At 47.5% G+C, this 25,082-nt stretch carries 12 protein-coding genes, 2 tRNA genes and 3 rRNA genes; 13 read left to right on the plus strand and 4 right to left on the minus strand.

Features of this window, described 5'->3' with window-relative positions; genetic code table 11:
* Positions 1-103 precede the first annotated feature (103 nt).
* The 13 genes from ACYVI9_RS04470 to ACYVI9_RS04530 all read left to right on the plus strand — a co-directional run bounded on the left by ACYVI9_RS04470 (position 104) and on the right by ACYVI9_RS04530 (position 19,560).
* A complete protein-coding gene (locus ACYVI9_RS04470) occupies positions 104-1,477 on the plus strand; it encodes a DUF4476 domain-containing protein (RefSeq protein ID WP_460761234.1) in 1,374 nt (457 codons plus the stop codon).
* Between the two features lie 36 nt (positions 1,478-1,513).
* Complete coding sequence (gene truA / locus ACYVI9_RS04475; protein WP_460761236.1) at positions 1,514-2,275, plus strand: tRNA pseudouridine(38-40) synthase TruA; 762 nt, start codon at positions 1,514-1,516, stop codon at positions 2,273-2,275.
* Positions 2,276-2,374: 99 nt separating this feature from the next.
* Entirely contained in the window at positions 2,375-2,908 is a 534-nt protein-coding gene (locus ACYVI9_RS04480; protein ID WP_460761239.1) for an RNA polymerase sigma factor, read from the plus strand.
* A gap of 288 nt (positions 2,909-3,196) precedes the next feature.
* Positions 3,197-4,309, plus strand: coding sequence for a FecR family protein (locus tag ACYVI9_RS04485; RefSeq protein ID WP_460761241.1), 1,113 nt, complete (start codon positions 3,197-3,199; stop codon positions 4,307-4,309).
* 185 nt (positions 4,310-4,494) lie between these two features.
* Entirely contained in the window at positions 4,495-7,782 is a 3,288-nt protein-coding gene (locus tag ACYVI9_RS04490) for a SusC/RagA family TonB-linked outer membrane protein (RefSeq protein WP_460761244.1), read from the plus strand.
* Between the two features lie 81 nt (positions 7,783-7,863).
* Positions 7,864-9,399: a SusD/RagB family nutrient-binding outer membrane lipoprotein gene (locus tag ACYVI9_RS04495; RefSeq protein ID WP_460761246.1), complete on the plus strand. Its 1,536-nt coding sequence runs from the start codon at positions 7,864-7,866 to the stop codon at positions 9,397-9,399.
* Between the two features lie 75 nt (positions 9,400-9,474).
* The gene (locus ACYVI9_RS04500; RefSeq protein ID WP_460761249.1) at positions 9,475-12,003 is read left to right on the plus strand and encodes a phosphocholine-specific phospholipase C; all 2,529 of its coding nucleotides are present in this window, start codon (positions 9,475-9,477) and stop codon (positions 12,001-12,003) included.
* Between the two features lie 819 nt (positions 12,004-12,822).
* Positions 12,823-14,350: ribosomal RNA gene (locus ACYVI9_RS04505) — 16S ribosomal RNA — on the plus strand.
* A gap of 170 nt (positions 14,351-14,520) precedes the next feature.
* Positions 14,521-14,595: transfer RNA gene (locus tag ACYVI9_RS04510), tRNA-Ile, on the plus strand.
* A 70-nt stretch (positions 14,596-14,665) separates the two neighbouring features.
* Positions 14,666-14,740, plus strand: a tRNA-Ala gene (locus tag ACYVI9_RS04515).
* A gap of 315 nt (positions 14,741-15,055) precedes the next feature.
* A 23S ribosomal RNA gene (locus ACYVI9_RS04520) occupies positions 15,056-17,862 on the plus strand.
* 89 nt (positions 17,863-17,951) lie between these two features.
* A 5S ribosomal RNA gene (gene rrf / locus ACYVI9_RS04525) occupies positions 17,952-18,063 on the plus strand.
* Together the 16S, 23S and 5S rRNA genes with 2 tRNA genes alongside form the textbook arrangement of a ribosomal RNA operon.
* Before the next feature lie 267 nt (positions 18,064-18,330).
* On the plus strand, positions 18,331-19,560 hold the full coding sequence (locus ACYVI9_RS04530; RefSeq protein ID WP_460761252.1) for a DEAD/DEAH box helicase: 1,230 nt from the start codon (positions 18,331-18,333) through the stop codon (positions 19,558-19,560).
* A 34-nt stretch (positions 19,561-19,594) separates the two neighbouring features.
* Here ACYVI9_RS04530 and ACYVI9_RS04535 read toward each other — a convergent pair whose 3' ends face one another.
* From ACYVI9_RS04535 to mgtE, 4 genes are all read right to left on the minus strand, one after another.
* Positions 19,595-20,860 carry an MFS transporter gene (locus ACYVI9_RS04535; protein ID WP_460761253.1) on the minus strand — a complete coding sequence of 422 codons (1,266 nt, stop codon included), beginning with the start codon at positions 20,858-20,860 and terminating at the stop codon, positions 19,595-19,597.
* 77 nt (positions 20,861-20,937) lie between these two features.
* Entirely contained in the window at positions 20,938-21,570 is a 633-nt protein-coding gene (locus tag ACYVI9_RS04540) for a deoxynucleoside kinase (RefSeq protein WP_460761256.1), read from the minus strand.
* Positions 21,571-21,698: 128 nt separating this feature from the next.
* A complete protein-coding gene (gene glmS / locus ACYVI9_RS04545; RefSeq protein ID WP_460761259.1) occupies positions 21,699-23,537 on the minus strand; it encodes a glutamine--fructose-6-phosphate transaminase (isomerizing) in 1,839 nt (612 codons plus the stop codon).
* A gap of 111 nt (positions 23,538-23,648) precedes the next feature.
* Positions 23,649-25,040 carry a magnesium transporter gene (gene mgtE / locus ACYVI9_RS04550; protein ID WP_460761262.1) on the minus strand — a complete coding sequence of 464 codons (1,392 nt, stop codon included), beginning with the start codon at positions 25,038-25,040 and terminating at the stop codon, positions 23,649-23,651.
* Between the last annotated feature and the right edge of the window lie 42 nt (positions 25,041-25,082).

Genomic DNA, 25,082 nt, shown 5'->3' on the forward strand with positions numbered 1-25,082 from the left:
TCGAATGAGCTTGTAGCTGACCAACCCGGAACTGTTAAACTTAAAAATACTTGCCAGTACTATGAAGTATTGGTTAAATTTGCCAGGATTAATACAGATTTTCATGAACAGGCATTTTTTACTCTCGGTATTGTTTTTATTGACTGGTTTTTTTGCTACGGCGCAGTACACAGTGGAATCCAAATATTTTGTGTACCTGCAGACAGAACCGGCGCAGCCATTTTATATCAAAATCAACGGACAGCAGATCAGCGCCAATGCATCCGGCTATCTGATTCTGCCACAATTGAAGAATGGTGACTATAATTTAACCGTTGGATTTCCAAATAACAAGGCACCGGAACAGGTATTTGACTTTAAAATTGACGCCAAAGACAAGGGCTACCTGATCAAGAATTTTGGTGCGGACGGCTGGGGGCTTTTTGACCTGCAGACCATGGTCGTCCAAAAGCCGCTCTCGGCCGAGGAGCTGGCCAAACGGTCTACGGCAAAACAACAGGTAGCGAAACCCCGAAGGGAAGCGCCCAAGCCTGAGCCCAAACCGGAACCTAAGCCGGAGCCGAAACCGGAACCGGAACCCAAACCCGAACCCCAAACGGATCCTCAACCCGTTGTACAGGAACCCGTGGTCGCTGTAAAACCGGAGGTAACGCAGGAACCTGTTCAAAAAATAACTGATAATCCACCCGCTGCTGAAACAGCAGCCGTTGTGCCGGAACCGGAACCGGAAGCGGCCGAAGGGGTATCTGATTTTACGAAAGTACTTTCGAAAGCGGCCAAGGATCCGAGCCTGCTGGAAAAGCCTAAACCTGAGCCCAAACCCGAACCCAAACCCGAACCCCAACCTGAACCTGCAGACGCGGGTAAGGCTACTGTTACGGCGAATTCGCAATCGGCACCTTCTGTGAGTAAGGATACAGATGAGGGAATTACGCTGGTTTACGACAACCGCAATGAAACCGGCCAGGTAGATCCGATTACGATATTTATTCCCCGACCCGCATCCGGCGGCACCAGTACCACAAAAGCAAAGCAGGAACCGACTCCTGCAGCAGATAAGAAGGCCACACCGGAACCCGCAAGCCCGGTGGCCCAGGACACGGGATTTAAGGTGGAGGAGAAGCCTGCCATTGCAGACGAGAACGAAGCCGCCGCTACTGAAACATCCGGTGAACCGCTGGCTTCAGGATGTAAATCCGTAGCGAACGAAGAAGATTTTCTAAATCTTCGCCGTGCCATGGCGATGCAATCCAACGATGACGAGATGATTGCCGAAGCGACAAAGGCATTTAAACAGAAATGCTATACGACAGCACAGGTGAAATACCTCAGTAGTATGTTTTTGTCTAATGCCGGCAAGTACAATCTATACGCAGCGGCAGCCAAGCATATCGCCGATCCGGGTCAATTCGCTTCACTTGCGGATCAACTGAAGGATACTTTCTACAAGGAAAAATTCAGTAAACTGATTCAATAGGAACCGCATTTCTTAAAACTCAAAACAGCCTCAGGTTTGCGTCATTTTCTGGAAGTCGCTTATATGGGAACCCGTTACAGTGGATTCCAGGTTCAGGAGAATGCCCGAACGGTCCAGGGTGAGATCGAAGCCGTTTTTCAGGTGTTTTTTAATAGCCGTAAAGCAAAAGACGATCAGGAACCATTCAGCTTAACCGGTTCTTCCCGTACCGACGCAGGTGTACATGCACTGCAGAATTACTTTCATTTTGACTGGCCGGGAACCTTTAATCCCTTGTGGCTGTATAATCTGAATGCGATGCTGCCACCAGATATCGTACTTAAGCATGTTCGTGAGGTAGCGAGCGATGCACACAGTCGATTTGATGCCCTGAGCCGGACCTACTATTACCATATATACCAGTTTAAAGATCCCTTTCTGAAAGACCGGGCCTTTTTTTATCCCTATTCACTGGATATGGAAAAGCTACATCGCGCCGCTGAACTGGTGGGCGCACACAGGGATTTTACCAGCTTTTCCAAACGCCATACCCAGGCCAAAACCTTTGATTGCGAAATTCAGCATTCGGAATGGATACAGGAAAGGGATCAGTTAATTTACAAGGTAAAGGCCAATCGTTTTTTAAGAGGTATGGTTCGCGCACTGACTGCTTCCATGCTTAAAGTGGGCAGGGGACGCATGGATCTGGCCGGTTTTGAGCAGCTCCTGAACCAACCTCAGCCTGCATCGGCATTTTTTGATGTGCCTCCACAGGGTCTCTGGCTGATGGAGGTGGCGTACAATGACCAACGATTTTAGCTGAAACTTATTAAAACCTTTCCGGATATGAAAGGAGGGTAGGGGTTTGTAACGATTCTTTGAAAGAGTTCCAGTATGTTTGTAATACGGAGCCGCTATATGACTGTCATTCATTCCTATTATACGAGTTACAGAGCTAAATTGATTGCACTGGCCTGCCATTTTGGATACAACAAAGAGGAAGCCGAAGATATCGTCCAACAATTTTTTCTGGAGCTTTTACAAAAGGATATCCGGTCTGATATTCAAAATCCCGAAGCTTATTTAGTAACCGCCTTTAAAAGAAAACTGATCGATCTGTATCGGGCCGGCAACCGGAACAGCGGATACCCGCTCCCTGAAATGCCGAAAATCCTTTCCACCCAGGAGATTCTGGAAGGTCTTGAAACTGATAAAGCCCTGATAGAGAAGTTGGCTGATGCCTATAAAACACTGCCGGCACGCTGCCGGAGAGTGATTTACATGAAATACTACCATGGGTATTCAACGCCACAAATTGTAAAATTAACCGGTCTCTCCCAGCAGAATGTCTATAATAATCTGTCGAAAGGCATACAACTCCTGAGAAAGTCACTCGGAAAACAAGCGGGCGCGGCAAGACTGGGTCAGCTTCTGTTATCGCTTTTTTGGTGAGCTGTAGACTACCAGCTTGTTGGACTATTCAGATTAAATATTCCGTTCATTACCGTGAGGATTATGGTTTTTCCATCGGTCACTACCTTACCAGGTTAACGCTTTCAGCCTGGCCAAAAACTATCAGGCGCCTAATTCGGAACTTAGACGGTAAATTCTGTAAAGCATTATAGAGCAACGGGTATCTATCGTTTTGCTTTTTCTAATCTTTTTTTGAAGAAATATTCAAAAAACTTGTTAGTTTTTGATCGGAGCTGCGTCTATATCATAAAGCGCTGGGGCATTACCATGATATTAAGTGTAGAGGAACTGGCTATTAACGATTCATTTATCAGCTTTATCCTGGAAACGGATGAGCAGGCAGCAGTTTATTGGAATGACTATCTGTTGCAATACCCACAGGAACTGGAAACCCTACAGGAAGCCAGGATACTGGTACTGGGTCTTCGGAAAATGCTGCAACAGAAACAAAATGAGCTTTCAGCCGATCAGGATTCCTCAGATCACCATCTTTATGTAGCCGCATCCGGCGCCGGCCCGGAAACGCCGGGCCACAGGAGCTCCAGATTGGTTAGCATCAACCGGATCGCCATTGCGGTTGCTGTCGCTGTTTTGGTAAGCCTGGGTTGGTTCTGGTACCGCCAGGACGGGCCACAGGATGTTTCAGTGGCTGCCAGAACGGAACCGGCCGGGACTGCAGCACCATTGATCGCCACCGCCGGACAACGTCGCAGTCTTACCCTTGCAGACGGCACCCGCGTCACACTCAATGATCAGACGCAATTGGAGCTGGCTGCAGATTTTGGTGTCCGCAACCGGGACGTTTTTCTTTCAGGGGAAGCGCTTTTCGATGTGGCCCATAATAAAGCCTTACCTTTTATTGTACATGTAACCCACTATAGCGTAAAGGCAGTTGGTACCCGGTTTAATGTGAAGGCTTATGCCAGTGATGCATTTAGTGAGACGGCCCTGCTGGAAGGAAGGGTACAGATATTATTGAATAAGTCGACACAAAAAGCCGGGAAACAGGTTTTTAAGACCCTGGAGGTCAATCAGAAATTTATCATGAACAATGGTACGGACCTGGTAGAGGTGCAAAAACAAACGGTTGAACTACCGAAAATGGTCCTGCCGCTTTCCTTTGATGAAAGTCATCAGAACATTGAAACTGCCTGGGTAAGTGATCAGATGATTTTTGACAACCAGACGCTGGCAGCCATTGCCGCGGTGCTGGAAAGACGTTTTAATGTACAATTTGAATTTAAAGACCCGCTTGTTAAAAAAATCCAGTATTCAGCCAGCTTTAAGCAGGAGGATCTCCAACAGATTTTAGGCGCATTGCAATATTCTTACCCTTTTCATTTTGAACAAGAGGGCAACCGGATTATTATTCACAAATAAAGCGATATAAATGATGCCAAACGATTCCTGAGCCAAAAAAGGAGAAACGGTTGCAGCCGTCTCTCCAGGTAGTTTAAATGGAAGTAATCCCTTCCAGTTTTAGAAAAATTAAACCAATTAAAAGTATGAAAAAAAATGCTTATTCCCGTGAGCTGCTTGCCAGACGGCTCAAAAAACTGTTGTTTATGAAACTTGGGGTAGTGCTATTGCTTGTCAGTGCGATTCAGGTATCGGCCCGTACAGGTCGCAGTCAGGAAACTGTGAGTCTGAATGTTGATAATATGAAACTTTCTGTGGTTCTGAAAACAATTCAGAAGCGAACGGATTATCGGTTTGTGTTCAGCAACCAGCTGGTGGATGAGTCCGGCTTATTGAAAGTCCGCGTCCGGAATGCACCGGTTGTTGAATTGTTACCGCGGTTGCTGGAAGGTACACGATTGCAATACCAGTTGATGGGCGATAAACTGATTGTTATCCGGGAAATGCCAGGTGAAAGAATCAATATTGTGATTGAGGGGAAGGTAAAGAATGCCGATGGCCTGCCTGTAGTTGGCGCCACCATTGCTTCCAATAAAGGCCAAAACACAATTACGGATGCGCAGGGCGCTTTTAGGATTGAAACTGATGAGTATGCAGAGCTGACCATCAGTTCTGTGGGTTATATTACCCAGACGGTAAAAGTGGATGGTCGGACAACCCTTGAAATTATATTGCAGGAAGCCAACCGGACGATGGAAGAGGTCGTAGTGACGGCCCTCGGGATCAAGCGACAGGAAAAAGCCCTGGGCTATGCCACCCAGAAAGTAGGCGGTGAAGCCATTCAGACGGTCAAAGGGGTGGACCTGGGAACTTCTTTAACCGGTATGGTATCCGGGCTGGTAATCAAGAATTCCACCGAATTTAATGAAACGCCTACGGTGCAGTTAAGAGGAGAGAGTCCGCTGTTGGTGATCAATGGTGTTCCATACGGCAATATGTCCCTAAGGGATATTCCCATGGATGATATCGAAAGTATGGATGTACTGAAGGGAGCGACGGCGTCCGCCCTCTACGGAAGCAGGGGTGCGGCGGGTGCCATTATGGTAACTACCAAATCCGGGAAAGGAAAGGGTTTTGCCATTGATGTCAACACCAACACCATGTTTACACTCGGTTATGTCGCCATTCCTGAAATTCAAACTTCCTATGGCCATGGGATCGATGGTAAGATCGCTACTGATTATGTATGGGGACCCAAACTTGATATGGGTGATTCTGCCCTGCAATGGAATCCGATTACCAAACAGGAAGAAATGATGCCGCTGGTATCCAGTGGTCGTAACAACCTCAATACCTTCCTGCAGAACGGCGTGATTACCAATAATAATATTAATGTGACGCAGTCGGGTGAGAACGGATTCTTCCGTGCCGGACTGAATTATATTTATAATAAGGGCGAATGGCCCAATACATCGTTGAAGATCCTGAATTATACCATGAGCGGGCAGATGAAAATCGGGAAGAAATTCGATTTTTCCGCCTCCATGGGATATACCTGGCAAAAATCACCCCAGAACTGGGGTAGTGGATACGGCGACCAGGGTTATCTCTACCAGTTATTGATGTGGACCGGGCCGGATTATGATCTGAGGGATTACCGCGATTACTGGGTGACGCCCCATATGGAACAAAACTGGTTGTATGATGCCTGGTATGATAATCCTTATATGATCGCTTACGAAAAACTGATGGGCAATCAGGACAATAAAATAAATGCCAGTCTGACGGCCAATTATAGTTTTACCCCTGATCTGAAATTAATGTTCAGGACCGGTTATGATTATTACAGCAATGAAGCCATTCAGCGCAATCCGGCAGGCATCAATTCAACAAGAGGTGGTTTTAATTCGGCAGGCTTGTATGAAAGCTACCAGTACTGGGGTTTCAGTAGTAATAATGACCTGATACTTACCTACGATAAAAAATTTGGAAGATTTGGCCTGAATGCGCTAGCCGGCGGAAGTATTTATTACTATGAAGACAAGGCGCAGGGCGCTTATACAGTCAATGGGCTGGATATACCAGGATGGTATTCCCTTGCCAATGCCACGCCTTCTACTTCTGTAGGCGTTAATTCCATCGGTACGGGATATTCTTTTTACAGGAAACAAACCAATGGTTTGTACGGGAAAGCTTCCTTTTCCTACGATGAAGGCGTCTACCTGGATCTGACGGGAAGGAATGACTGGGCCTCGACCCAGCAGGCTTCGGAGCGTTCCTATTTTTACCCTTCTGCAGGATTGAGTTTAATACTTTCCCGGTACCTGAGCCTGCCAGACTGGGTGGAAATGTTAAAGCTGCGGGGTGCCTGGACCATTAGTAAAGATGTATTAGATGTATACAATACCAACCGGGCGTTTTCGAGGGGTTCCAGTTTTGGGCTCGTGACCAACGCGTATCCCGCTAACCTGCTGGGTAGTAATTTACAACCATCAACTTCCCGTACCTGGGAAATGGGGCTGGCTTCCTATTTGTTCGGTAACCGGCTGCATGTCGACGCTACTTATTTCTCGAAACTTTACTTTAATCGACAAACTTCAGCCACGGTTTCCAGTGCATCCGGATTCAGTTCAACGCTGATCAATACTCAGGAGACCTATGCCAGGCGTGGCTTTGAAATCACCGTGGACGGGGATATTATCCGGGGCAGTAAATTTAAATGGCATTCCACCGTCAACTGGTCGTACAATCACCGGTATTGGGTGGACCTGGATTCGGTGTATTCTACTGATGACAACTGGCATAAGAAAGGAACCCGACTCGATGTTTATACGACCAATGAGTGGGCCCTGGATCCTGAGGGTAATTATATCAATGTTGGTGGCAAACCCATTAAAAACCCTTTTCAAACACAGATCGGTTATGGCGATCCTGATTTCTCCTTTGGTTTTATCAATGATTTTTATTGGGGAAATTTCATTTTCGGCCTCAATATCGACGGACGAATCGGAGGTTTGATGTACAATTATATTTACGACAAAATGTTCGATACCGGTGCTAATCCTGAAACAGATAATGAATACCGATACAACCAGGTCGTTAACGGCGATAATTCCTTTACCGCACCGGGCGTCAAAATTGTTTCAGGTTCGGCGAGTTATGATAAATACGGGAAGTTGATCAGCGATACCCGGGAGTACGCGCCTAATGATGTCGCCATTGGCTATCAGGCTTATGCCCGCGCATTCCGGGATGGTTATTACGGCATCATGAATGAATCTTTTGTGAAATTGCGTCAGGTATCCATCGGCTACCAGTTGCCGGCTTCTACCGTACAACAGATCAGGGGATTGAAATCAGCTTCTGTTTCTGTAACCGGACAAAATCTGTTGTTGATCACCGGATTTAAATTTTCTGATCCTGACCGTGATACAGAAGACCTTAACGCCCCTTCTCAGCGGATGGTTGGGTTTAATATTAAACTGGGTTTTTAAAAATTTAAACAGAGCCACTGGAATTTTATATCCGTCGTGCTGCTCCCGTTTGATGTTTTTTAAATTGAAAAATGAAATAGAATGAAAATTAAATATATATACCTGGTCACCGCGCTGATACTACTGCAGGTCAGTTGTACCCGGAAATTTGATGCCATCAATACCAATCCCAACTCTTCCACAGTTTCCAGAGCCGACTGGCTCGCCACCTCAATGATTACTTCGGTGACCTCGGGTGATATCAGCAGCCAGAAAGGTTTTATGCAACCCTTTATGCTTGGCAAGTACATTCTATGGTCTGAAAATCAGGAAGGGTATCAATACAATTCGTTGGGTCAGGCCAGCTTTGGCAGAATCAGTGTGCTTCGCAATATTGAACCCATGTTGGAATACGCCGAATCGGATCCGACAACCTATCCCTCTTATCAGGGCCTGGCACATTTTCTGAAAGCCTGGCAGTTCTTTCAGCTGACCATGCAGATGGGTGACATTCCCTGCTCCCAGGCGTTGAAGGGCGAGACGGAAGGAAATGTAAAACCTGCCTATGATAGTCAGAAAGATGTATTTCTGGCCATCCTCAGTGAACTGGATCAGGCAGATGAAGCTTTCAGCAAAGGAGCTGATTTTGACGGGGATTTTATTTATCAGGGCGACCCACTGAAATGGCGAAAACTGGCGAATAGTTTTCAGTTGCATGTACTGTTGAACCTATACAGGAAAACCGGTGACAACGACCTGAATGTAGTGACCCGGTTCAAGCAGGTCAGTACCCGACCACTCATGGAAACTTATCAGGACAATTTTGCGGTGACCTATATCAACACTTCAGGATACTGTTATCCCTGGAGCAGCACACCGGTGCAGAAAAATCAATTCACCATCTATCCTATGGTGTCTTCGACCCTGGTCGACCGGCTGAAACAGTCGAATGACCGAAGATTGTTTTATTATGCCGAGCCCGCGGAATCGCAGACAGATAAAGGAATGACAGGGGCGCAGTTCGAGGCTTATCTTGGTGTTGAATCTTCCGACCCTTATCCCAGTACCACCAGCCTGCATGCCAATAAAGCTTTTTCCGATGTTAACAAAAGGTATGTGGAGTTGTACAATGCAGAACCCGTGAGTCTTTTTAGTTTCTGGGAACTACAGTTTGTATTGGCAGAAGGGACCCTGCGTGGCTGGATATCAGGTACCACGGCCCAGGATTATTATGCTGCCGGCATCCGGGCATCTATGGATTTTTTATCTGCTATGACACCCACAACCTATACCCACGGTATGCCATTGGATGCTCCTTATATCAACAGTTATATTGCGGGCGTTGCATTAACTGGCAGTCAGGAGAACCAGCTTCTTCAGATCATTACCCAGAAATACCTGGCCGGATTTTTACAGGGTGCGGATTATAATGCCTGGTACGAGTTCAGAAGGACCGGTTATCCCGCTTTTAAACTGAATGCCAATACCAACCTCAATACCCCCAGTTCACAGTTTCCGGTCCGGTGGCGCTATCCCCAGAGCGAACTGGATAATAACGGTGACAATTATAAGGAGGCCATTCAACGGCAGTTCAGCGGAGTGGATGATGTAAATCAGGTGATGTGGTTGTTGCAGTAAGTCTTTTTTAATGATATTTTTACAGGGCCCGACGATTGCGATAGTAATCGTCCGCCCTTTTTTAAATTCATGCGCATGCCCATAGATTTTTCCAGAAGAGATTTTTTAAAAAAAACTGGTCTGCTGGCCGCCGGAGCGGGTGTATTCACGACCCTGCCTGCCTCGATACAGAAGGCGCTGGCGATCAACCCGGCGCCGGGTTCCAGTTTTGAAGATGCGGAACATATCGTATTGCTGATGCAGGAGAACCGTTCCTTTGATCATTGTTTCGGGTCCTTGAAAGGGGTCAGGGGATTCAACGATCCCCGGGCTTTACGGCTGGCGGATCAGAATCCGGTCTGGTTGCAGACATCGGAATCCGGCCAGACCTATGGTCCTTTCCGGCTGGACATGCAGCAGACAAAGATTACCTGGATGGGGGGATTGCCCCATAGCTGGGAAGATCAGGTGGATGCCAGAAACGGCGGCCGCTACGATCAATGGCTGAATGCCAAACGTACCGGTTATAAAGGCTTTGAAGACCAGCCCATGACCCTGGGGTACTATACCCGGGAAGATATACCTTTTAACTATGCCCTGGCTGACGCTTTTACGGTCTGTGACCAGCATTTCTGTTCTTCGCTGACCGGTACTACTCCCAACCGGTTGTATTTCTGGTCCGGCACCCTGCGCAAGGATGGCCTGGCAAAAAATCCTGCACTGGTGCGCAACAGTGAGTCGGATTACGGAGATGAATCCGAATGGAAAACCCTGCCGGAATTACTGGAAGAAGAGGCGATCTCCTGGAAGGTTTATCAAAATGAGCTGAGCCTTCCCTCCGGCCTGGCGGATGAGGCGGAAGCCTGGCTGGGGAATTTTACCGACAACCCCCTGGAATGGTTTCGGCAATACAAGGTACGTCGGTCAGAGAAATACCGCGATTATTTGATCAAAGCCCTGCCCGGACTGGCGATATCCCTTCGGCAACTGGAGGAGAAAATGGCGGCATTGTCGGATGATGGCGCCCTGAAAAAGGAAGTCGAGGGGCTCCGCCGTCGCCGGGATTACTATCAGCGGGAACTGGATCGAAGTCGGAATGAGCTGGCCGAGCCACAGTCGGCGCAGGCGCAGGCCATCCACAACCGGGCTTTTGTAACCAATGATTTTGATCCCGATTATCACCGGCTCGAAGAGATGGAATTTGAAGATCAGGGTAAGAAAAAGAAAATGAAGCTGCCGGCATCAGACGTACTGGCCGCTTTCCGCAGGGACGTAAAATCAGGTCAGTTGCCGGCGGTTTCCTGGCTAGTGGCACCACAGTATTTTTCCGACCATCCATCGGCCCCCTGGTTTGGTGCCTGGTACCTGTCAGAAGTGCTGGATATCCTGACCCATAATGAGGAGGTCTGGAAAAAGACCATCTTCATCCTGACTTATGATGAGAATGACGGCTATTTTGATCATGTACCGCCTTTTGTGGCACCGGATTACCGGAATCCGGAGAGCGGCGCTGTATCTGCTTCGATAAAAGATATAGCGAATGAATATGTAACCCTGGAAGATGAAACGGTCCAGAAAAAAGTCAGCGCCTCTTCGGCCCGACAGGGGCCGATTGGTCTGGGATATCGGGTGCCGTTCATTGTGGCCAGTCCCTGGACCCGGGGCGGTTATGTCAACAGTCAGGTCTTCGATCATACTTCGGTGGTTCAGTTTATTGAACAGTTTGTTTCAAGAAAAAAAGGCCGCCGTATTCAGACACCTTTTATTTCAGATTGGAGAAGGGCCGTATGTGGTGATCTTTCGTCAGTTTTTCGGCCCTATCAGGGCCAGCCCATCGCCCAACCGGCTTTTCTCGAAAAAGAAGCTTTTCTGAAACGGGTCGAGCAGGCCCGGTTCAGACCGGCACCCCCCAGGGCGGAGCCCTTCGATGCTGCGGAGATTGCCGCCATCCGTCAGGACCCGGGGGAAGCCCGGAACTATTACCGACAGGAACCTGGAATCAAGCCGGCTTCCGTATTGCCTTACGAACTCTACGCAGAAGGTCATGCCGATGCGGAGATGTTCCGGTTGCAGTTGCGTGCGGGCACTGAATTATTTGGCAGCAAATCTGCCGGAAGCCCGTTCAATTTATATGCCTATAAGCCCTACGGTTCCCCGGGCGCCAGACAGATCAACCATAACTGGTCCTTTGCCGTGGCAGCGGGCGAGGCCCTGGAGTATACCATTCCGCTCGATGGATTTGAAAATGGGAACTATCATTTTATGCTCTTCGGACCCAATGGATTTTGCCGGGAGTTTATGGGAAGTGGGGGTCCGGAGCTCCTGGATATTCAATGCAGTTATGTCTGGAAGGGCCGGAGCCCTTATGGACAGGTCGCGCTTCGCATCCGAAACCGCTACACGGCGGCCCGGGAATTGCTGATTACGGATAACAGTTATGGTAATCCGCCCATCAGCAGACGGTTGGAAGCCGGGGCGCAAATCCAACTGCAACTAAACCTGGATCAAAGCTTTGGCTGGTATAATTTCATGGTAACATTACCAGACATGCCGGGCTTCCGGCAGGCTTATTCCGGTAGGGTAGAAGGTGGAAAGGACGCTTTCACCGATCCGGCCATGGGATAAGTCCTGGATGGCCCTCGGCTGAAACCCGCGTCGGAACTCATATTCAGTAAAAAATTAAAAAAAAATCAAAAAAATATCGCCTTAAGTTTTGTTGGTATGAAAAGGGGTTCTATATTTGCATCCGCGTTTGAAAAAAACGACTAGTTCTCTGAAGCAGCGCAATCGATCAGCGCTCAAATTTTGAAAGTATAATGAATACAGAATCAATATTTTGTATTCCGCTTATCGTCTTCGATTCAGCAATTATTAAAAGAATCTTTTCTAAAAAAAGTTTCAAAAATAATTTCCCAAAAACTAGCTGAATTCAAAATTTTAATCGTATCTTTGCAGTCCGTTAAAAAATAACGAAAACAGCTCTTTTAAGATTTTGAAAAAATAAATTTGGTGGTTTGAAAATTAACTTGTTACTTTGCAACCCCAAATCGAAAGTGTCTGACAGACACACAGTTCTTCGAAAAGTTTTCAGAAAAAAGTTTAAATAAAATTTGGTGGTTTCAAAAAGAATTTTACCTTTGCAATCCCAAATCGGAAACGGTGAAAAAAATCACCACAGTTCTTCTGAAAATTGTTACTCAAAAATGATATGGCGTGAGAGGCGCTAAGTGGTTCAAACCCGCGGTATCAACAGATTTCAAGCGGTGACACGATCTTGTGTCCGATTGAAAAAGTTCTTTGAAAGTTTGGAAGCAATAGCACAATTCAATTTCCAATGCAAATTGGAAATGACGAAAGGTAAGTCAAAAAGCAAATTACATTCGATTTTTGACACGTTAATTTTTCTCTTGAGAATTTTTAATAGTCAGCAAATCAAACTCATTTACAACGGAGAGTTTGATCCTGGCTCAGGATGAACGCTAGCGGCAGGCTTAATACATGCAAGTCGAGGGGTAACAGGGGAGCTTGCTCCCGCTGACGACCGGCAAACGGGTGCGGAACACGTACACAACCTTCCTTTTAGTGGGGGATAGCCCAGGGAAACTTGGATTAATACCCCGTAACATGATGATAAGGCATCTTATTATTATTATAGCAGCAATGCGCTAGAAGACGGGTGTGCGTATGATTAGGTAGTTGGCGGGGTAATAGCCCACCAAGCCTACGATCATTAACTGGTGTGAGAGCACGACCAGTCACACGGGCACTGAGACACGGGCCCGACTCCTACGGGAGGCAGCAGTAAGGAATATTGGTCAATGGAGGAAACTCTGAACCAGCCATGCCGCGTGGAGGATGAAGGTCCTCTGGATTGTAAACTTCTTTTATATGGGACGAAAAAAGGGTTTTCTAACTCGTCTGACGGTACCATATGAATAAGCACCGGCTAACTCCGTGCCAGCAGCCGCGGTAATACGGAGGGTGCAAGCGTTATCCGGATTCACTGGGTTTAAAGGGTGCGTAGGTGGACTAGTAAGTCAGTGGTGAAATCTCCGGGCTTAACCCGGAAACTGCCGTTGATACTATTAGTCTTGAATATTGTGGAGGTTAGCGGAATATGTCATGTAGCGGTGAAATGCTTAGATATGACATAGAACACCAATTGCGAAGGCAGCTGGCTACACATATATTGACACTGAGGCACGAAAGCGTGGGGATCAAACAGGATTAGATACCCTGGTAGTCCACGCCCTAAACTATGGATACTCGACATACGCGATACACTGTGTGTGTCTGAGCGAAAGCATTAAGTATCCCACCTGGGAAGTACGACCGCAAGGTTGAAACTCAAAGGAATTGGCGGGGGTCCGCACAAGCGGTGGAGCATGTGGTTTAATTCGATGATACGCGAGGAACCTTACCCGGGCTAGAATGCGAGTGACCTTTGCCGAAAGGCAAATTTCTAGCAATAGACACAAAGCAAGGTGCTGCATGGCTGTCGTCAGCTCGTGCCGTGAGGTGTTGGGTTAAGTCCCGCAACGAGCGCAACCCCCATCACTAGTTGCCATCAGGTAACGCTGGGAACTCTAGTGAAACTGCCGTCGTAAGACGTGAGGAAGGAGGGGATGATGTCAAGTCATCATGGCCTTTATGCCCGGGGCTACACACGTGCTACAATGGGGCGTACAAAGGGTCGCAACACGGTGACGTGAAGCTAATCCCAAAAAACGTCTCTCAGTTCAGATCGCAGTCTGCAACTCGACTGCGTGAAGCTGGAATCGCTAGTAATCGTATATCAGCAATGATACGGTGAATACGTTCCCGGACCTTGCACACACCGCCCGTCAAGCCATGAAAGCCGGGTGTACCTAAAGTCGGTAACCGTAAGGAGCTGCCTAGGGTAAAACTGGTAATTGGGGCTAAGTCGTAACAAGGTAGCCGTATCGGAAGGTGCGGCTGGAATACCTCCTTTTTAGAGCATACAGACTTATCTGTTGCTATTGTTTCCTCTACTTTCAATATTATTAAGTTCTTTGTATAAGACCTGATGGCCAATTTGAACTACGGCATCTAAAGCCAACGGATAATTATCGAGTTATCATTAGCATCTCTGCTAATTATCAGATTGGCCCATTAGTAAACAGATCCGTAGCTCAGCCTGGTTAGAGCACTACACTGATAATGTAGGGGTCACCAGTTCAAATCTGGTCGGGTCTACTTTATGCTGAAGGCCAAAAAGCTAAATGCCGACGCTATAAGCGTTAATCCTTGTGCTTTCTGTTCAAACGGGGGATTAGCTCAGTTGGCTTAGAGCACCTGCCTTGCACGCAGGGGGTCATCGGTTCGACTCCGATATCCTCCACTATTAAAGCTGAGTGGCAGTACTTCAGCAACAGTTCTTTTAAAATGATAATGACTTTGGGTCTGCTGGTTCGCAACCAGGTTATCAACAGGATCCGGACGCTTAGTGCAAACTAATTGTCTTGATTTAAGTTCTTTGACATATTGGAAAAATAATGTTAGGAGAGTACCTAACATGTTTATCGATCATAATTGTAACAATCACACCATTTTTTGGTTGGTCTGACGCAATGTGGTCGGGTAACAATCTACAATAAACTAAATTTTAAGTCCAGATGAAAATCTGGCCTCATATTAATTAAGTTTTTTAAACTTTTTTAAAGCAATTAAGGGCGTATGGTGGATGCCTTGGGTCTGAGAGGCGACGAAGGACGTGGTAAGCTGCGATAAGCCAGGGGGAACTGCACACGAGTATTACATCCCTGGATTTCCGAATGGGACAACCTGATATATTGAAGATATATCATCCTGAAACTTGTTTCAGGAAGCCAACCCGGAGAACTGAAACATCTAAGTACCCGGAGGAAAAGAAAATAACTAATGATTCCCTAAGTAGTGGCGAGCGAACAGGGAAGAGCCTAAACTTCTGGAGCGTGCTCCAGGAGGGTTGTAGGACTGCATTTAGAATACATCATCAAGCTGAATTTTCTGGAAAGTTAAGCTATAAAGCGTGATAGCCGCGTAAGCGTAAATTGATGTGGACGAGCAGTATCCTGAGTAGGGCGGGACCGGAGGAATCCTGCTTGAATCTGCCAGCACCATCTGGTAAGGCTAAATACTCCTCAGACACCGATAGTGAACCAGTACCGTAAGGGAAAGGTGAAAAGTACCCTAAATAAGGGAGTGAAATAGTACCTGAAACCGTACGCCTACAAGCGGTCGGAGCGGATTTATCCGTGACGGCGTGCCTTTTGCATAATGAGCCTACGAGTTACTCCTCACTGGCGAGGTTAAGTTTTAAACAACGGAGCCGTAGCGAAAGCGAGTCCGAATAGGGCGACTAGTCAGTGGGGGTAGACGCGAAACTTTGTGATCTATCCATGGGCAGGTTGAAGGTTAGGTAAAACTAACTGGAGGACCGAACCCGTTGACGTTGAAAAGTCTTGGGATGACCTGTGGATAGGGGTGAAAGGCCAATCAAACTGAGAGATAGCTCGTTCTCCCCGAAATGTTTTTAGGAACAGCCTCGGTTTATAAAGTCTGTTAGAGGTAGAGCTACTGATTGGGCTAGGGGGCTTCACCGCCTACCAAACCCTGACAAACTCCGAATGCTAACAGATGTTTACCGGGAGTGAGGCTGTGGGCGCTAAGGTCCATGGCCGAGAGGGAAATAACCCAGAATAGCAGCTAAGGTCCCCAATACATAGTTAAGTTAAACAAACGATGTAGAGTTTCTATAACAGCCAGGATGTTTGCTTGGAAGCAGCAATTCATTTAAAGAGTGCGTAACAGCTCACTGGTCGAGAGACTCTGCGCGGAAAATAATCGGGTATTAAACTATGAACCGAAGCTCTATGATCCCACCTAGGGTGGTGATCGGTAGGGGAGCATTGAAATTGCAGCGAAGGTGTATGGCGACATATGCTGGAGCGATTTCAAAAGAAAATGTAGGCATAAGTAACGATAAATAAGGTGAAAAACCTTATCGCCGAAAGTCTAAGGGTTCCTGATCAACGTTAATCGGATCAGGGTTAGCCCGGTCCTTAGTCAAACCCGAAAGGGGTAGACGATGGAAAGCAGGTTAATATTCCTGCGCCCGCTATGCATTAAAAGTGACGGAGAATGCTAGCTACATAAGCTGACGGATTAGCTGAGTGGATCCTTCGGGTGAAGCGTAGTAGTGAAAGTTCTTCCAAGAAAAGCGAGCATAGCGGCCGGTACCGCAAACCGACACAGGTAGACGGGATGAGTATTCTAAGGCGCTCGGGTGAGCCGTGGAGAAGGAACTAGGCAAATTGACGCTGTAACTTCGGGATAAAGCGTACCACTTTCGGGTGGTCTCAGTGAAATGGTTCAACCAACTGTTTAACAAAAACATAGGGCCCTGCAAAATCGAAAGATGACGTATAGAGCCTGATACCTGCCCGGTGCTGGAAGGTTAAGGAAGGATGTTCGGAGTAATCCAAAGCTTCTGACTGAAGCCCCAGTAAACGGCGGCCGTAACTATAACGGTCCTAAGGTAGCGAAATTCCTTGTCGGGTAAGTTCCGACCTGCACGAATGGTGTAATGAGTTGAACGCTGTCTCCTCCACGAGCCCGGTGAAATTGTAGTATCGGTGAAGATGCCGGTTACCCGCCACGGGACGGAAAGACCCCGTGAACCTTCACTACAACTTTGCATTGATTTTGAATTACGGATGTGTAGAATAGTTGGGACGCTTTGAAGCCTTGCCGCCAGGTAGGGTGGAGCGGTCGTTGAAATACCAACCTTCTTTGGTTTAGAATCTAATCCCTAACGGGAAACAGTGCATGGTGGGTAGTTTGACTGGGGTGGTCGCCTCCTAAAAAGTAACGGAGGCTTGCAAAGGTTCCCTCAGTACGGTTGGTAATCGTACGTAGAGCGCATTAGTAGAAGGGAGCTTGACTGTGAGGCAAACAGGCCGAGCAGGGACGAAAGTCGGCTAAAGTGATCCGGTGGTTCTGTATGGAAGGGCCATCGCTCAAAGGATAAAAGGTACTCCGGGGATAACAGGCTGATCTCCCCCAAGAGCTCATATCGACGGGGAGGTTTGGCACCTCGATGTCGGTTCGTCACATCCTGGGGCTGGAGAAGGTCCCAAGGGTTGGGCTGTTCGCCCATTAAAGTGGCACGTGAACTGGGTTCAGAACGTCGCAAGACAGTTCGGTCCCTATCTGTGGTGGGCGTTAGTAAATTGAGAGAACATGACCTTAGTACGAGAGGACCGGGTCGTACGTACCGCTGGTGTATCAGTTGTGCCGCCAGGTGCAGTGCTGAGTAGCTAAGTACGGACAGGATAAACGCTGAAAGCATCTAAGCGTGAAACCTTTCTCAAGATGAGTTTACTTTTAAGGGCCGTAAGAGACTATTACGTTGATAGGCTACAGGTGTAAAGGTGGCAACATCAAAGCCGAGTAGTACTAATTGCCCGTACGCTTTAATTTTATTTTGTTAGGTACTTTTCTAATATTTTTCCAATATGTTAATTTATTGTCTCATGCTGATGAATCCATCAGATTCTTGAGAACCTTTTTATGGTGGTTATACCAAGGGTGTTCACCTCTTCCCATACCGAACAGAGAAGTTAAGCCCCTTAAGGCCGATGGTACTGCACCACAATGCGGGAGAGTAGGTAGCTGCCATTCTTATTTAGACCCTTCAGATTTATCTGGAGGGTTTTTTTTGTTATGATTGTGCCCTAGCTGACAAAATTTTTTAACCAATCTCCCAAATGCTTGTGAGAATAATTCAGGCTTGACAGATTCCTGGTCGGGGATTAGAATGTTAAAAACCCTACGCATATTCCGCGAGGAGATTGGACCCTTGTTAATTGCAGCTGATAAGCCTTTGTTTTTCAAGTATGCTTATCCTAAAGTCAGTATCTTTGCGCTGCATTTTTAATTTAGATAATAGTGAAGTTTACAGAATTTGGATTCGAAGAACAGTTAATGGAAGGTATCGATGCTTCCAATTACGAAACTGCTACTCCCATACAGGAAAAATCCATTCCTTATATTCTTGAAGGCAGAGACCTGCTGGCTTTTGCACAAACCGGAACCGGTAAAACGGCCGCTTTTTTACTACCGTTGATCAACCGGATTATGACCCAGGGAAGTGCGGATAATGGCATTAGCGCATTGATCGTAGTACCTACCCGCGAACTGGCCATACAGATCGAGCAACATCTGGAAGGATTGTCCTATTTTACCAATGTCAGTTCTATTGCGGTTTACGGAGGCGGTGATGGTAATAATTTTATTCAGGAAAAAAAAGCGCTGAGTTCAGGCGCTGATATCGTCGTTTGCACGCCCGGGAAAATGATGGCGCATATCAGGATGGGTTATGTGAAACTGCAGACCTTAAAATACCTGGTATTGGATGAGGCTGACCGGATGCTGGATATGGGATTTCATGATGACATCATGTTTATCATCAAGCACCTCCCGGAGAAGAGACAGAATTTGTTATTCTCTGCTACCATGGCGCCTAAAATTAAAACCCTGGCTAAAAGGTTGTTGCTGGATCCGGCAGAAGTCAGCATTGCGATGAGCAAGCCGCCGGAAAAGATTGTGCAGCGGGCCTATCTGGTATATGATGAACAGAAAATTCCGCTGATCAGCCACCTGCTTTCCGAAAAGCAATACCGGGGCGTATTGATTTTCTGCAGCAGTAAACTCAATGTAAAACATTTAACCAGGGACCTGCGTCGAGTGGGTATCAAGGCTGGTGAAATTCACAGTGATCTGGATCAGGAACAACGGGAGGAAGTGCTGATCAAGTATAAGAATGGCAGCCTGGGGGTCCTCGTAGCTACCGATATTCTCAGCCGTGGGATTGATATGGACAATATCGATCTCATCATCAATTTTGATGTACCGCATGACGGTGAGGATTATGTGCATCGGATCGGCCGGACTGCAAGAGCCGAAGCAGAAGGTTCCGCCTTTACCCTGGTCAATCCAAGGGATCAGCGCAAATTCCATGCAATTGAAAGACTCATTGAGAAAGAAGTGGAAAAAGCGCCCCTGCCGGCACACCTGGGTGAACCGCCCCGGTATAATCCTGCCGGTAACCGGAACAGTCGCCCGCCCAGGAATAACAAACGCAATTTCAATAGAAATAAGGGACAACGCCATAAATAAGCGGTGTTGGGTTCGCTTACCGGAAACGGTTGCCTTAGTATTCGAATTTTCTTAGGGAGGGTGCTTTGATCAAGGTGGTGATGACGACTGCTACAGTCATGCAGCCGCCAAAGATCACGGAAGGAATAACGCCCATCGCTCGCGACATCACGCCGCTTTCAAATTGTCCAAATTCATTACTGCTAAGCACAAACATACTGCTGACACTACTGACCCTGCCACGCATATGGTCGGGCGTAAGTAATTGCATAATGGTGCCACGTACGACAACACTGACCCCGTCGAGGATGCCGGCCAGTACCAAAACAGCAAAGGAAAGCCAGAACAGATCGGAGCAACCAAAAACGATGATACAGCCTCCGAAGCCCGCTACCGCCAGCAACATTTTAATGCCCTGATGCCTTTTCATGGGCCATAAAGTCAATATGATGACGATAATTATGGCACCGATATCAATGGCGGCATTCAGCCATCCAAATCCCCTGGGCCCCACTTTTAGAATATCACTGGCAAATACAGGGATCATCGCCACGGCGCCCCCGAATAATACGGCAAACATATCCAGCGCCATAGCGCCCAAAAGCGCACGGGTACGCCAGACGAATACCAGGCCCTCCCAGACACTTTCCCAGGTTCTTTTGTCTTTATTGATCTGATAGGGTGGCTTGGGTTTTAACTGAAACAGGAAAATCAGGCTAAGCAGGATAATACAACAGACGGTGATCAGGGTACCATTGATGCCCAGCCCTGCAATTAGAAATCCACCTATGGCATGTCCCGTCACGGATGCGGACAACCAGGTCCCTTGGTTCCAGGTAGTGGCATTTTGCAGCAGGTTTTTAGGAACAATCATCGCCAGTATCGCACTGAAAGAAGGCCCGACAAAAGAACGCAGGATTCCCGTACAGAAAAACACGCCATAGATAAACCAGGATATATGTTGGGTATGCAGCAGCTCACCTGCATTGGGTGTCGACAATAGAAACAGCACAACGGCTGCAACGAAATAGCCTGTTACACCCTGCAGAATCAGCCTCCTTTTATCTTTAATATCCACCCTGTGTCCCGAGTATAAGGCCAGCGATAGTGCCGGAATTACTTCGGACAGTCCGATCAGTCCGATGGCGAGCGGATCTTTGGTGAGCTGGTAAATCCACCATCCAACTACCGTTGTTATCATCCGCATAGCGGCAACAAAGCTAAACCTGCCGAACATGAGGTTACGGAATTCGGGAATGCGGATGGATGCAAAGGGGTCGTCTGTTTGCTGGATAACCGGGCCTGCCTGTGTATTTGTCATTTTGCTGACGCAAATTTATGGAATTCCCTCGGTAGTGCAGGCCCGGGCGACCGACAGCCTGAAGCAGGTTCATGTCCTCAGGGTAAGCTGATGGGATGCAGGCCGGGTGTATAGGATTGATCCAGGGCTTCCAGGATGATATTGAGGTGCTGGTCACCTGACAGAAAATCGGCCCGGGAAGCGTCTACATATAGTACCGGTAAGGGCAGCTGCCGTATATAGGAAGCGTAGGTATCCTCCACCCTTTGTAGATATTCGTCGGGAATACGTTGCTCATAACTGCGTTGGCGCTTCCTGATATTTTCCTGTAGTTTTTTAACCGGCGCGTGCAGGTAAATCAGTAACTGGGGTGTGATGAGTTGCTGTTGTATAATATCAAACAGGCGTTGATACAATTTGAATTCGTCTTCCCTTAGTGTGACTTTTGCAAATAGCAGGGACTTGGTAAAAAGATAGTCACTGATGGTCAGCTGTTCAAACATACTTTGTTGCAGCAGCATATCCTGCAACTGTTTATAACGTTCGGCCATAAAAAAAAGCTCCAGCGGAAAAGCAAACTGGCCGGGATTTTCGTAAAATTTTGGCAGAAAGGGGTTGTCGGCAAAGGCTTCCAGAACCAGCCGGGCATTATAATGTCCAGCCAGGCGGTTGGCCAGGGTGGTTTTGCCAGCTCCAATATTGCCTTCAACTGTGATAAAATGATATTGCATTGCTGCCGGATTTCAGGAACTCAAAGTAAAGTGATTTTTTTTAGAACGCTCTGCGATCCTGCTGCTTTCAGTAAAAAAGTCAGCCGGGGAGGCTGACGGTTATGTGAAATCCCTGACAGATGCTTCGTTTATTCAACCGTGACGCTTTTCGCCAGATTCCGGGGCTTGTCTACATCCAGGCCCTTGGCCACACCAATATAATAGGAGAGGAGCTGCAGCGGAATTACGCTGAGCAGTGGTGCGACGATTTCATGGGCTTCCGGGACTACCATGACATCGTCACTCAGGGTGGCACTATGGTCATCACCCTCGGTGATCACGGAAAGGACTTTTCCTTTGCGCGCCTTGATTTCCTGCATATTACTAACGATCTTTTCATGGTAAGCATCGCGGGTCGCTATGAAAACCACCGGCAGATTTTCATCCACCAGCGCAATCGGACCATGTTTCATTTCAGCGGCCGGATAACCCTCCGCATGGATATAGGAAACTTCTTTCAATTTCAAGGCACCTTCCAGTGCAATGGCAAAATTGTAGCCCCTGCCGAGGTATAGAAAATCACTGACATCCTTGTATTTTTCAGCAATTCGCTGAATCCCTTCTTTATGATTCAGAATCCAGGCCACTTTTTCAGGGACGGCATCCAGTTCCCGGAGGAGTTCGCGGTATTGGTTGTTGGGAATGGTGCCTTTCAAGTAGCCTATTTTCAGTGCAATCATCATCAGTACGGTTAGCTGAGCGGTAAATGCCTTAGTGGAAGCCACGCCGATTTCATGACCGGCATGGGTATAGGCTCCTGCGTGGGAGGCACGGGCAATAGAGGATCCGACAACATTGACGACGCCCAGGATAATAGCGCCTTTTTCCCGGGCATTCTCAATCGCTACCAGGGTGTCAGCGGTCTCGCCACTCTGGCTAATAGCCAGGATTACATCTCCTTTATTGATAATCGGATTGCGGTAACGGAATTCCGAAGCATACTCTACTTCCACATTGATCCGGCAGAGTTCCTCAATTATATATTCTGCGACCAGCCCTGCATGCCAGCTGGTACCGCAGGCAATGATGATGATCCGGCCGGCATTGATGATCTGTTCGGCATATTGTTGAATGCCGGCCATGGTGATGGTACCTTCTTTGGCATCCATGCGCCCCCGCATACAGTCAAAAATGGTCTGGGGTTGCTCAAAAATTTCCTTGAGCATAAAATGTTCATAGCCGCCTTTTTCGATCGCCGCCATTTCAATATCCAGCTTCTGCACATAAGGCGTGAGCTTTTCGTTCCCGAGATTCTTCAGGATCAGCTCATCGGGCTTGACAATCGCCAGCTCGTAGTCGTTGACATACACCACTTCTTTGGTATATTCAACCATGGGCGAAGCATCCGAACCCAGGAAATGTTCGTTCCGACCTACTCCAATAACCAGGGGACTGCCTTTTCGGGCTGCAATGATCGTATCCGGATTTTCGTTATCGATGAGCAGAATCACATAGGCTCCGGTTACCCTTTTTAGCGCAATGCGGAGTGCTTCTTCCAGGCTGCAATCGTTTTGTATTTTAATTTCTTCGATAAAATTCAGTAATACTTCTGTATCCGTATCACTTTGGAACCGGTAACCTTTTTTTTCCAGTTCAGATTTCAGGTGCGCGTAATTTTCAATGATGCCATTGTGGATCATGGCGATCCGGCCGCTTTGAGAATAATGCGGGTGGGCATTTTTATCGTTGGGTTCACCGTGGGTCGCCCAACGGGTATGTCCGATACCGGTCGTGCCGGTGATATTTCGGGTACCGATACTATCTTCCAGATCAACTACCTTACCTTTTTTCTTATATATTACAACATCATCCGCCTGCTGCAATGCAATACCGGCACTGTCATAGCCCCGATACTCCAGTCTTTTTAATCCTTTGATAATAACAGGGTAGGCCTGTCTCTGGCCGGTGTAACCAACAATTCCGCACATAGATACTTTAATTTAGGGACCGCGAAAATAAGCCTTTTCAAATGTTTGCGCAAACGGTTGCGCAAAGGTCCTGCATATCAGGGAAGTAGGCAGCTGAACCACCGCATTGGACTAGAGCAGCGTGCCACTAAGCAGTAAATAAGCCATAGAGAAATAGATCAGCAAACCGGTAACGTCCACGAGTGTGGCCACAAAGGGAGCTGAACTGACGGCCGGATCGGCGCCCATTTTCTTCAACAGAATGGGGAGCATACTGCCGGACAAAGTGCCCCATAGAACGACCCCGAGCAGAGTAAGCGATAAAGTGAGCCCCAGCATCAGCCAGTGTTCTCCATAGAGTCCCGGCCAGGCCAGATGAAAAACATAAATACGCAGGAAACCGATAATACCCAGAACGGAACCCAACAGGATGCCGGAAATGATTTCGCGCCGCATCACGCGCCACCAGTCCGCAATTTTAACTTCCCCGACTGCCATCGCCTGGATGATCAGTGTGGAAGCCTGAGAGCCGCTGTTGCCGCCACTACTGATAATCAGTGGAATGAAAAGGGCCAGTACAACGGCCCGGGCGATTTCGTCTTCGAAGAAGGTCATCGCACTGGCGGTGAGCATTTCTCCCAGGAACAGTACGACAAGCCAGGGTATGCGTTTTTTAAAGAGGCGCATCAGGGAAATGTCCAGATAGGGTTCTTCAAATGCCTGGGTGCCGCCCATTTTCTGCATGTCCTCACTAAACTCTTCTGTTGCTACCCATAATACATCATCGATGGTGACGATCCCCAATAATTTATCATGTTCATTGACTACCGGCAATGCTACCCGGTTGTTCATTTTAAAAATCTCGGCGGCTGTCTCCTGATCATCATTAGGTTTAAGGGCAATGACCCTTTCGTCCATCAGTTCTGACACCCTGATGTCGCTATCGCTAAGTATGAATTCACCGATACGAATATCGTCCAGCAGTTCGCCAGCTTCATTGATCACGTAGATGACGTTGATGGCCTCACTGTTCTTGCCGTATTTCTTAATCGTTTCAAATACTTCTGCTACCGTATTGTATGAGTATACATAGACATAATCCGGATTCATCAGCCGCCCGATGCTGTTTTCCGGGTATCCCAGCAGGGACAGCGTCACCCTTCTTTCGTCAGGATCCAGCAATTTGATCAGCTCTCTTACGGCATTACCGGGCAGTTCCTCCAGAAAATCCGTACGGTCATCAGCCGGTAGTTCATTGAGCAGTGATGCGGTATAGCTGGGGGGAAGTTCCAGGATGATGTTTTTCTGTTCTGTGATTTCAAGCAGTTTAAATACGCTGACGGCCCGATGCACCGACATATTGGCGATGATCTGGGCATCATATTCCGGAAATTCATAGACCAGGTCCACGACATCACTGATATTCTGATCATCCAGAAACGCTTTAATTTCCAGCTTATGCTCAGAAGCGACGACCTGTTTAAATTGATCCGCCAGCGATATTTCTTCCTCTTCCAGCTGCATGGCTCAAATGTACGAACTTCAATACTGCCGGCATCCGGGCCC

It is taken from the genome of Niabella terrae (assembly GCF_054783135.1).

Bases quoted from the DNA above. Each gene is read 5' to 3' on its own strand.
- ACYVI9_RS04470 (WP_460761234.1), top strand. From the start codon at position 104: ATGAACAGGCATTTTTTACTCTCGGTATTGTTTTTATTGACTGGTTTT.
- ACYVI9_RS04480 (WP_460761239.1), top strand. From the start codon at position 2,375: ATGACTGTCATTCATTCCTATTATACGAGTTACAGAGCTAAATTGATT.
- ACYVI9_RS04485 (WP_460761241.1), top strand. From the start codon at position 3,197: ATGATATTAAGTGTAGAGGAACTGGCTATTAACGATTCATTTATCAGC.
- ACYVI9_RS04490 (WP_460761244.1), top strand. From the start codon at position 4,495: ATGAAACTTGGGGTAGTGCTATTGCTTGTCAGTGCGATTCAGGTATCG.
- ACYVI9_RS04495 (WP_460761246.1), top strand. From the start codon at position 7,864: ATGAAAATTAAATATATATACCTGGTCACCGCGCTGATACTACTGCAG.
- ACYVI9_RS04500 (WP_460761249.1), top strand. From the start codon at position 9,475: ATGCCCATAGATTTTTCCAGAAGAGATTTTTTAAAAAAAACTGGTCTG.
- ACYVI9_RS04535 (WP_460761253.1), bottom strand. From the start codon at position 20,860: ATGACAAATACACAGGCAGGCCCGGTTATCCAGCAAACAGACGACCCC.
- ACYVI9_RS04540 (WP_460761256.1), bottom strand. From the start codon at position 21,570: ATGCAATATCATTTTATCACAGTTGAAGGCAATATTGGAGCTGGCAAA.
- glmS (WP_460761259.1), bottom strand. From the start codon at position 23,537: ATGTGCGGAATTGTTGGTTACACCGGCCAGAGACAGGCCTACCCTGTT.
- mgtE (WP_460761262.1), bottom strand. From the start codon at position 25,040: ATGCAGCTGGAAGAGGAAGAAATATCGCTGGCGGATCAATTTAAACAG.